The organism is Pantanalinema rosaneae CENA516, from assembly GCF_050753385.1.
GTDB lineage: Bacteria > Cyanobacteriota > Cyanobacteriia > Leptolyngbyales > Leptolyngbyaceae > Pantanalinema > Pantanalinema rosaneae.
Map to the genome: position 1 here is coordinate 50,117 of NZ_JBLZFZ010000043.1, position 7,176 is coordinate 57,292.

11 protein-coding genes are annotated in these 7,176 nt (G+C 49.3%); 5 read left to right on the top strand and 6 right to left on the bottom strand.

The window, feature by feature from the left end:
• Nucleotide 1: 1 nt before the first annotated feature.
• From sat to petN, 3 genes are all read right to left on the bottom strand, one after another.
• Nucleotides 2-1,201, bottom strand: a complete 1,200-nt coding sequence (sat, locus tag ACN4EK_RS22005) for a sulfate adenylyltransferase (RefSeq protein ID WP_431660414.1) — start codon at nt 1,199-1,201, stop codon at nt 2-4.
• A gap of 160 nt (nt 1,202-1,361) precedes the next feature.
• Entirely contained in the window at nt 1,362-1,535 is a 174-nt protein-coding gene (locus tag ACN4EK_RS22010; RefSeq protein WP_431660415.1) for a hypothetical protein, read from the bottom strand.
• Between the two features lie 158 nt (nt 1,536-1,693).
• Nucleotides 1,694-1,957, bottom strand: coding sequence for a cytochrome b6-f complex subunit PetN (gene petN, locus ACN4EK_RS22015; protein ID WP_431660416.1), 264 nt, complete (start codon nt 1,955-1,957; stop codon nt 1,694-1,696).
• On the opposite strand from petN, the gene ACN4EK_RS22020 reads away from it, so the two are divergent.
• Entirely contained in the window at nt 1,956-2,447 is a 492-nt protein-coding gene (locus ACN4EK_RS22020) for a hypothetical protein (protein WP_431660417.1), read from the top strand. The genes petN and ACN4EK_RS22020 overlap by 2 nt on opposite strands.
• Here ACN4EK_RS22020 and ACN4EK_RS22025 read toward each other — a convergent pair.
• Nucleotides 2,425-3,102: an SDR family oxidoreductase gene (locus ACN4EK_RS22025; protein ID WP_431660418.1), complete on the bottom strand. Its 678-nt coding sequence runs from the start codon at nt 3,100-3,102 to the stop codon at nt 2,425-2,427. The genes ACN4EK_RS22020 and ACN4EK_RS22025 overlap by 23 nt on opposite strands.
• A gap of 64 nt (nt 3,103-3,166) precedes the next feature.
• Here ACN4EK_RS22025 and ACN4EK_RS22030 point away from each other — a divergent pair, with 64 nt between their 5' ends.
• A complete protein-coding gene (locus ACN4EK_RS22030) occupies nt 3,167-4,327 on the top strand; it encodes a tetratricopeptide repeat protein (protein WP_431660419.1) in 1,161 nt (386 codons plus the stop codon).
• A gap of 19 nt (nt 4,328-4,346) precedes the next feature.
• On the opposite strand, the gene ACN4EK_RS22035 is transcribed toward ACN4EK_RS22030, so the two are convergent.
• Nucleotides 4,347-4,676, bottom strand: coding sequence for a hypothetical protein (locus ACN4EK_RS22035; RefSeq protein ID WP_431660421.1), 330 nt, complete (start codon nt 4,674-4,676; stop codon nt 4,347-4,349).
• 146 nt (nt 4,677-4,822) lie between these two features.
• On the opposite strand from ACN4EK_RS22035, the gene hisB reads away from it, so the two are divergent.
• The 3 genes from hisB (at nt 4,823) to ACN4EK_RS22050 (ending at nt 6,557) form a co-directional block, all read left to right on the top strand.
• Complete coding sequence (gene hisB, locus ACN4EK_RS22040) at nt 4,823-5,461, top strand: imidazoleglycerol-phosphate dehydratase HisB (RefSeq protein ID WP_431660422.1); 639 nt, start codon at nt 4,823-4,825, stop codon at nt 5,459-5,461.
• 4 nt (nt 5,462-5,465) lie between these two features.
• Nucleotides 5,466-5,936 (top strand): thioredoxin-dependent thiol peroxidase, encoded by a 471-nt coding sequence (gene bcp / locus ACN4EK_RS22045; protein ID WP_431660423.1) that lies wholly within the window; start codon nt 5,466-5,468, stop codon nt 5,934-5,936.
• 165 nt (nt 5,937-6,101) lie between these two features.
• Nucleotides 6,102-6,557: an NUDIX domain-containing protein gene (locus ACN4EK_RS22050; RefSeq protein ID WP_431660425.1), complete on the top strand. Its 456-nt coding sequence runs from the start codon at nt 6,102-6,104 to the stop codon at nt 6,555-6,557.
• Here ACN4EK_RS22050 and ACN4EK_RS22055 read toward each other — a convergent pair.
• On the bottom strand, nt 6,549-7,176 hold a 628-nt coding region (locus tag ACN4EK_RS22055), incomplete at its 5' end, for a pantothenate kinase (RefSeq protein WP_431660427.1). The two genes, ACN4EK_RS22050 and ACN4EK_RS22055, sit on opposite strands and share 9 nt — an antisense overlap.

Here is a 7,176-nt window from a genome sequence, read left to right on the forward strand (position 1 = left end):
ATTAGATCGCGTAGTCCTGAAACAGATCTTCGTAAGCTGCCCGCATGGCACGCGCCAGTTCCGCCGCCACTTCTGGACGAGAGAATTCTGGCGGGGGTAGTTCGCCCCGACGCAACATTTCGCGCACTTTTGTTCCAGACAGATGAATCCGTTCTTCCCGCGTACTGGGGCTGGTCTTGGTTGTCGCCATTTGCTGGGTGCGAGTGCAGTAGAAGGCGTGCTCAAATTTCATGGGTGTAATGCCCAGTTCTTCCGGCTTGAACTCATCAAAAATATGTTGAGCATCGTAGGTACCGTAGTAGTCACCGACCCCCGCATGATCCCGACCCACAATGAAGTGAGTACAGCCATAGTTTTTGCGAATCAGGGCATGGAAAATGGCTTCCCGAGGGCCGGCATACCGCATCGCCGCCGGATTAATTGCCAGAATCACCCGTTCTCGGGGGAAGTAGTGATCCAACATAATTTCGTAACACCGCATCCGCACATCGGCCGGGACATCATCTTCTTTGGTTGCCCCCACAAGTGGATGTAAGAATAAGCCATCCACCACTTCCAGCGCACACTTAATAATGTATTCATGCGCCCGGTGGATGGGATTGCGGGTTTGGAAGCCGACGATCGTCTTCCAGCCTTTATCCCGGAACAACGCGCGGGATTCCGCCGGATCAATCTGATAGGTGGGGAACAGGGGATGGGGATGACGTTCCATCAACCAGATCGGACCTGCCAGGTTGACTTCACCCTGCTTATAGACCACAGCGACACCGGGATGCTTATCCTCGTTGGTGCGGTAGACGGACAGGGCTTCATGTCGCTTGTCATAGTGATATTTCTCGGTTAGCTCTAGGACACCAACAAACCGACCTTCCGTATCATCCAGTCGTACCAGAGTCCCTTCTTTCAGGGGAGCGGCAACCTCTTCAGTCACAGACAGGGTAATCGGAATCGACCAGGGTAAGCCGTTTGCCAGGTGCATTTCATTCACGACCCGGATATAGTCTGCCTGGCCCATAAATCCGGTGAGCGGACTGAAACCCCCGATCGCGATCAATTCCAAGTCAGAAACCGCTCGTTGATCGATCTGGACTACGGGTAGATAGGCTGCCTTATCTAAAAATTCTTGCCGTTGGGCATCAGACGCTAAGCGATTAATTAGTTGCCCACCGTGGGGAGCAATTCTGTCTGGGTGTTGACTCATGGTTACTGTTAGGGTGTGGGATGGCTATTCAGCAGCGATCGTATCAAAGCCTGGGTATTATTTCCTACCTAGAAACCGCGCAAGTCAGCTTCCTGATAAAAGTTTGGTAAATCTTTAAACTAACTTTAAAGCGGCGATTGGCTGGAACGGGGCAGTGGAGTCACCGCCGTTTCTTACTGCCCTTGGCGGGTGTCTGTTGTTCCCGCTTTTCGCGATCTTGCCGCCGCCGATCGCGCCACTCCGCCAGTGTCAGGTAACCAATCCCACCGGTAACTAGCACCAACATGCTAAATGCCGCAATGACCAAAACACTAAAAACTGACGAACTTTCCACAGTACCGTTTGACCCTTAAGACTGCAAAATAGGCTCCAGACGATAGACCATTGATGAGATGGGCATGATTATGTCTATCGTCTAAAGTCCAGCAATACCTGAATTTGCCAAAACTAGCGGTCTGCCAAATTAACTTTGACCAGAGCAAACACTAGGATTTAGAACCCGTTGCGTGCCCAAACAACCAACGAGATGGAGAAGGTGAAGACAACTAACAGTGAAACCCAACCCAAGGTGAGAATATCCATGACAGTTTGTGAAATAGCCGTTACAAAATGACTCCATCGTTGATCATAATCCAAAGTGGTATCGGTGAATCGCCGTCGCCGCAATGGATCGAAAACCGATGAAATGAACCGATTAGGGATTAGACTATCGATCGCAGCGGCACTATCACGACGAATCACTGAGCTATACGGCATGACGATGCAACGATCAGAGGATACGAATTTGACCAGGGATGCGGTCAGGATTGACCTCACAGAGCGGATTGAGTCCCTGAAAGCCGGGATTTTGGGAGCCGTCGCCGCTGCGCTAGCGTTTGGCTTAATTGTGTTGGGCAACGATCGCATCCTCGCCAGCCAACTGCCAGACATAACTGGTTTGCCGACAGCCCAAAACGTTGTCAGTTTAGTGATCAGTGGCGCGATCGCCAAACTATCGGGATTCCTCTTTGGTGTGACCTATCGCTATATCATTCGCCAGGACAAAAATGCCCACCTGAAATCAGGGGCAGTATTGGCATTTGGCTTAGTCAGAGGATTAGCACAGGTAGATATTGCCCATCCCCAAACTGCCTGGTTGCCGTTAGTGTTGATGATCGGCGAAAGTATCCTGCTGTTTACGATCGTTCGGCTGATTCTAGACTGGGCACTAGGGCAAAAATGGGTTAAGCCGTTTCAGTCACTTTAAACTCTTCAAATTCGGGTAACCCGTAGAACATGTTGCGATCGACCGCAGACAAGACTTTCCCATTGGCGAGATCGGACAGCAGACAGCGACAGACTAAATCTGCTACATCGGCGCGATGGATCATGCCAGCCACTCGATAGTCTTCCGTTAACACCCCATTGCCCGTTGCCGGTTCCGATTTCAGCCCACCGGGACGCACGATCGTATAGGTCAGCCCACTGTGGATTAAATGCTGTTCTGCCTGTTCCTTCTCTTTCAGCACCTCTGCCAGGGTTTGCAACGCTTGAGGCGGTAATGCCACCACACTGTCGCCACTGCCGATCGAAGACACCAGAAGAAATTTGGGTACTCCAGCCTTCACAGCCGCATCAATTAAATGCTTGTTGCCTTTGAAGTCAGACCGCTCACCCTCCTGGGGCAATCCCCCGATCGTGCTGATCACGGCGTGAATCGGTTCTCCCTGCATAGCCTGATCCATCGCCCCGGCATCCAGCGCATCACCCATGACGACCCGAATTCCCATTGCCTCTAATTCCGGCTGGGCATCCGGCGATCGTAACAGTGCCGTCACCTGAATCTGCTGTGCCGTTAAGCAATGAGCAATTTCCCGTCCTACCCCGCGACTTGCCCCTGCCAAAAATACATGTATGGTCATCACATTTTTCTCCGACATCACCCCCAAAATTTACACCATCTAATTTATTGCTGATTAGAGAGAAATGATTCAGGAATTGTGGGAAGTGCAATTGTATCTGGTGGCAATTCTTCGCCCCTTAAGGAGTGCTCACCCCATGTCTCTGTTTCAGCGCTCAATTTTTGGCGGTATGGCGTTGTTGAGTGTAACGGCGATCGCCCCATTAGCTACCCCCGTACAAGCTATCGGCGGATCACCTCTAAAACCTGCAATAGCTACTACTAAAACAATCCCGTGGGTACAGGCAAAGTCGCACCGGAAAGCCGAAGCCGATCGCTTGGTGCAGCAAGCCATTACCCAATCCGAAGCGCAGAATTATGGTGGAGCATTACAAACTCTGAAATTAGCAATCTTGATTTATCAAGAGATTGGCGATCTAGCAGGAGAAATTGAAGCCCTGGGCAATTTAGGCGATGTGTATGCAGCCCTTCAAAGTTTTCCAAAAGCGATCGAGTCTTACCAAAAAATTGTGGCGATCGCTCGCTCCATGACAAATTCCGACTTAGAAGTCAAAGGATTAATTGTTTTAGGTGAAACCTATCGTGATCTAGAAAATTATTCTCAGGCAATCAAGACATTAGAAATGGCTGTGAAATTGGCAAGCCAGAGCCACGATCGCAGCCGATTCGCTCAAGCACTCAATGCCTTAGCCGCCGCTTACTTTGCTCAGGAGAATTATGCTAAAGCCTTAGAAATTTATCCCCAACTGTTAAGAATCGCTCGTGAACAAAAGGATCAAGATTTAGAGACGGCTACGCTTCTATCGATCGGAGCAGCCTACTATAACCAACAGCAACCGGAACCAGCCACTAAGTTTTATCAACAAGCCATTACCCTAGCCAAGACAGCCAACAATCAGGATTTAGAAATTAAAGCGATTCATTATTTAAGTGATGCTTACTGGCAATTAGGGGATTACCCAAAATCGATCGACATTTTGCAGCAAGCCGCCACTCACCGCTTCCACCAGCATCCCGAAGTCGCCGCTTTATTTCTGGTAGAAGTGGGACAGCACCACGAATATTTAGGGGATAAAACTAAAGCCACTGAAGCCTATCGCAAGGCATTAGCGATCGTTGAAAAAGCGGGAATCTCTCAAGGTGAAGCTTACATTCGAGATTTACTGGATTCGATCGATGGTACACCGGCAAAGTTTGAAGAACAACCAGACTATACAGCACTGTAATAGTCTTCTTAAAGACTAACTAATTTAGCCATTCAGGATTGATTCCTAGCGATGATAATTGTTCAGTCGGCAGCGATCGTAACTGTTCCATTAATTTCTGTTGGTTCTGTTGCCTGTTCTCCCGTAATTGGACAATAGTTTCATCTGTTTTCTGAATTAACTCCTTGAAGCTTTGGTAATTATGCTCGGTTAACCTTATCAAAATAGGAGCTTTTCTCATATTGATTGGATCGTGAGCAAATATATCCAAATACCATTTATCTTCTACTGTAAGGGCAACTTGAAAACTTAAATTCCAAAGTTTATCACCAATAGAGCCTACTTTGACTGTGACGGATTCCTTATCCATTTGATTACTCCTATATCAGCTAAGAGGTGAGGGACTAATCTTCTTAAAGTTCCCTTACATAAATCCTCAATATCACTGCTATGCAAGGTTTATGGGTAGCCAAATTGCGTTAATAATAGAGGAATGAGCTTTCGGAATTTGAATTGATGCAAACCAGCGATCGACCTTTGAATCTAACCCCAAGCCTGAACCTGCCCCACCGTAACGCTTCTGTGAGCCGGAAAACAGGTGAGACAGATGTGCAAGTGACGATCGATCTGGATGGCAGTGGACAATGTATTGCCAATACAGGGATTCCGTTTTTGGATCACATGTTGCACCAAATTGCCTCACATGGCTTAATCGACCTGGATGTGCAGGCAACGGGTGATCTGGAAATTGATGACCACCACACCAATGAAGATGTGGGCATTACCCTGGGGATGGCATTGGGGCAAGCACTGGGCGATCGCAAAGGAATTGTCCGCTTTGGTCATTTTCTCGCCCCTTTGGATGAAGCCCTAATTCAAGTGGCGCTCGACTTCTCGGGTCGTCCCCATCTGAGTTACGGATTAGACATCCCAACCCAGCGAGTTGGTACATACGATACTCAATTGGTTCGCGAATTTTTTGTGGCACTGGTCAATCACTCCCAGATGACCCTCCATATTCGGCAACTGGATGGGATTAACTCCCACCATATTATTGAAGCCACCTTCAAAGCCTTCGCCCGATCGCTGCGGATAGCAACCGAAGTTGATCCCCGTCGTGCCCATACCATCCCTAGCTCGAAAGGGGTGCTGTAATCCTATGGCACTTCATCCCGGTGATCCGGCTCCAGAGTTCAGTTTGCCAGATGGTCAGGGCAATCTAGTCCAATTAGTGGACTTAAGGGGCAAGCGAGTAGTCCTCTACTTCTATCCCCGCGATAACACGCCCGGTTGTACCAAGGAAGCCTGTGGATTTCGGGATAGCTATCCCGATTTGCAAGCGCAAGGTGTGGTGGTGTTGGGTGTGAGTACGGATGATGCCAAATCCCATGCGAAATTTACTAATAAGTTTCAGTTACCGTTTCCTCTGTTATCGGATGCCGAGGGACAGGTCGCAACCACCTATGGGTGCTATGGCTTGAAGAAGTTTATGGGTAAGGAATACATGGGCATTACACGAACAACCTTCATCATTGATCCAAATGGTAGGATCGAAAAAGTCTACAAAAAGGTGAAACCCGAATCCCATGCGGCAGAGGTCTTAGCAGATCTCGCTTCCCTAGAGCGATGACTGTTCATATCACCTGAGCTCTACCTGGGTCGATCCTATTTCCGGTTGCATCACCAAGCTCAGTTGCCTTACCTGGTTTTGTCTCTGACCTTCCAGTGAGGAACAGTGCAACTGGGTCGTGTATTAGTACCATATTGTTTGGTTTTTGTGGTAGCACTCTAGCCTATGCGTCGGTTGTGGCATTTTGCACAAACTGTGTTGGGTATCCTGTTTCGCCATCCCGTGACAGGAACCAGTATTATTCCCATCTTGCCAGATGGTCGAATTGTCTTAATTCAACGTCGAGATAACGGAAAATGGGGACTGCCGGGAGGCATGGTGAATTGGGGGGAGGATATTACCACCACCATTCATCGAGAATTAGAGGAAGAAACTGGCTTAGAAGTCTCTGAGATCCGCCGTCTGGTTGGCATTTATTCTTCCCCCGAGCGCGATCGCCGGATTCACTCGATCTGTGTAGTTGTAGAAGTAGAAGCCCAGGGTGTGATGCGGATTAAAGACGAGATGGAAGTGGCAGATGTGCAGGCCTTCCCCCCCAGCATGTTACCGATCGGGACCCTTTCCCACGATCATGATCAGCAATTACAGGACTATTTTGATGGTTTGACCACCTTAGCCTAGTCGCACCGCTCGCATTCCCCAGAAAATTAAATTTGGATCAACGGTTAACTTCGCTGCCCAGTCTGGCATTTGCGTTAGCAGGTAGCGGTACAGGCGATCGCCATCCCCGCCTGTAAACACCACCGGAGTCGCCGGAAATTCCTCCCACCATATATTAATAAAATTTTGTAGACCTGCCAAGACGGTATGCAAAATGCCACTGGCGATCGCCTCTGGCGTACTCGTTGCCCACCGAGACGGCAAGACGATCGCATCTTGCCAATCCACTACAGGTAAGGCTGCTGTGGATTGTCCCAGACTCTGAAATTGCAATTGGAGTCCGGGTAGAATGGCTCCTCCGATCAATCGCTGCTGAGCATTAGCCCCCGTCAACGTTAAGGCTGTCCCGGCATCAATCACCAACACTGGGCTGCCGATCGTAGCGATCGCGCCCCAAACGGCTAGAGCGCGATCGATGCCCAACGTGGGATATATCCCTGCCAGAGGTATCTGGTCTAGGGTCATAAATTGCGCCTGCGGATAGCCCTGCCAGAGTTGGGTTTGCCGGGGGACGACGGAGGCGATCCAGAGGTCTGAGGTAGCCGGTGGGGAGGATAGGGACTGTCTCTTATACACATCT

Excerpts from the sequence above, each read along its gene's own strand:
- petN (WP_431660416.1), bottom strand. The coding sequence starts at position 1,957 with ATGCCGTATAGCTCAGTGATTCGTCGTGATAGTGCCGCTGCGATCGAT.
- sat (WP_431660414.1), bottom strand. The coding sequence starts at position 1,201 with ATGAGTCAACACCCAGACAGAATTGCTCCCCACGGTGGGCAACTAATT.
- ACN4EK_RS22025 (WP_431660418.1), bottom strand. The coding sequence starts at position 3,102 with ATGACCATACATGTATTTTTGGCAGGGGCAAGTCGCGGGGTAGGACGG.
- ACN4EK_RS22050 (WP_431660425.1), top strand. The coding sequence starts at position 6,102 with ATGCGTCGGTTGTGGCATTTTGCACAAACTGTGTTGGGTATCCTGTTT.
- ACN4EK_RS22030 (WP_431660419.1), top strand. The coding sequence starts at position 3,167 with ATGATTCAGGAATTGTGGGAAGTGCAATTGTATCTGGTGGCAATTCTT.
- bcp (WP_431660423.1), top strand. The coding sequence starts at position 5,466 with ATGGCACTTCATCCCGGTGATCCGGCTCCAGAGTTCAGTTTGCCAGAT.
- ACN4EK_RS22035 (WP_431660421.1), bottom strand. The coding sequence starts at position 4,676 with ATGGATAAGGAATCCGTCACAGTCAAAGTAGGCTCTATTGGTGATAAA.
- hisB (WP_431660422.1), top strand. The coding sequence starts at position 4,823 with ATGCAAACCAGCGATCGACCTTTGAATCTAACCCCAAGCCTGAACCTG.
- ACN4EK_RS22020 (WP_431660417.1), top strand. The coding sequence starts at position 1,956 with ATGACGATGCAACGATCAGAGGATACGAATTTGACCAGGGATGCGGTC.